Below are 1,631 nucleotides of genomic sequence, written 5' to 3'. Positions count from 1 at the left end.
CATCAGCCGTAATCACGATTTTGGATTGACTATCAACGATACGGTTACCTAAGCTCTCAGCAGAGAATCCACCAAACACCACCGAATGCACCGCACCGATACGCGTACATGCTAGCATCCCTACCATCGCTTCAGGTATCATCGGCATATATAGGGTCACACGATCGCCTTTTTTGACCCCAAGCTTACGCATCGCATTACCTAAACGACAAACTTCAGCATGAAGCTCTTTAAAAGAGATAATTTTATGCAAAGAAGGATGATCCCCTTCCCAAATAATGGCAGGCTTGTAGGGGTTAGTTTTAAGATGTCGATCAAGACAATTTACCGAAATATTTAGCTCGCCATCCTCGTACCATTTAATACGAAAGTCGTCCAAGTCATAATTGACGTTGCTAATAATAGTTGGCTTTTTCATCCAATCAATTAGCTCAGCACGCTCAGCCCAAAAAGCATCAGTGGCCTCGGGTGATTTGACTGACCGCTCATAGTCTTGGGTATACTGCTCAGCGGTGGTATTGGCAGCGGCGATAAACTCAGCCGTAATAGGAAAAGATTTTTGAGTCATGAGACATTCCTTTTTTAATTATCATTGTCTGCATAAAATATCGAAAATAAGAGATATTGAAAATAAAAGAAAAAACTACCTAATAGACTGACTGAAACTGAAGCGATAATACTACTATCAGACAATGCTAATCGGCAGCTCATCAGTAACAATGGTGGGTGCAGACAACAGGCTATCATCTTCCATAATGAGTGACGCCTTGATTCTAGTTTGACAAATAAGAAGAAGTGATGCAAGACACTAACGACTAATTACAACAATTCCAATGTACAGCTGTTTACTTATGTATTTATACTTTCTATTAGGGCATGGTAAAAACCTGATAAGTATTTAATCCTTGTAACCCTAGGTTAAATATGGACAATAGCCACTCTAGATACACTATTTGAATGATACTTATATCAGCGTATTTGTATCATTGCTTCTACCTTATTTTTACGTTTGTTTAAAAGCAGCGCTTTATGGACCAAAACCGTCATGGATAATAATACCCATTATGATGTCATCATTGTTGGCGCAGGGGCCTCAGGGCTATACTGCGCACTCACCGCTGGGCGTCGAGGCCGCCGCGTATTGGTGCTCGATCATGCCAATAAAGTCGGCAAAAAGATCCTGATGTCGGGCGGTGGACGCTGTAACTTTACCAATTACTTCGTCGAGCCTGAGCATTTTATCAGCCGTTACCCCAGTTGGGAGTTTATCGGCATGGTTGAACAGCATAAAATCCCATACCATGAGCGTGAGCACGGTCAGCTGTTTTGTGATGATTCTGCGCAAGATATCGTCACTATGCTACTTGATGAATGCGCGGCGGTAGGTGTGCAAATACGCATTAATACCCAGATTGATAAGATCGATGTCAATGAGACTGAATATAAAAGATTCAATCTATCGACCTCTAAAAAACTGAGTAAAAAAGATATCGCCAATAGCGTTAAACCTTCGCAACACAAATACAGCTGTGACTCGTTAGTCGTGGCGACTGGTGGCCTATCTATACCAACGATGGGCGCAAGCGGTCTTGGTTATGAGCTGGCGCAGCAGTTTGGGCATCAGCTTATGC

2 protein-coding genes are annotated in these 1,631 nt (G+C 42.3%); one reads left to right on the top strand and one right to left on the bottom strand.

The features are described 5' to 3' along the window. Window positions 1-568, bottom strand: a 568-nt coding sequence (locus ACS8FD_RS13960) for an AMP-binding protein (protein WP_439276312.1), incomplete at its 3' end; no start/stop codon positions are given. A gap of 477 nt (window positions 569-1,045) precedes the next feature. Between ACS8FD_RS13960 and ACS8FD_RS13955 the strand changes: the two genes are divergently transcribed. Beyond that, window positions 1,046-1,631, top strand: a 586-nt coding sequence (locus tag ACS8FD_RS13955; RefSeq protein ID WP_439276311.1) for an NAD(P)/FAD-dependent oxidoreductase, incomplete at its 3' end; no start/stop codon positions are given.

It is taken from the genome of Psychrobacter sp. 1U2 (assembly GCF_051847575.1).
Note: the sequence above shows the minus strand (reverse complement) of the source record. Positions and strands in the feature narration are given on the sequence as shown.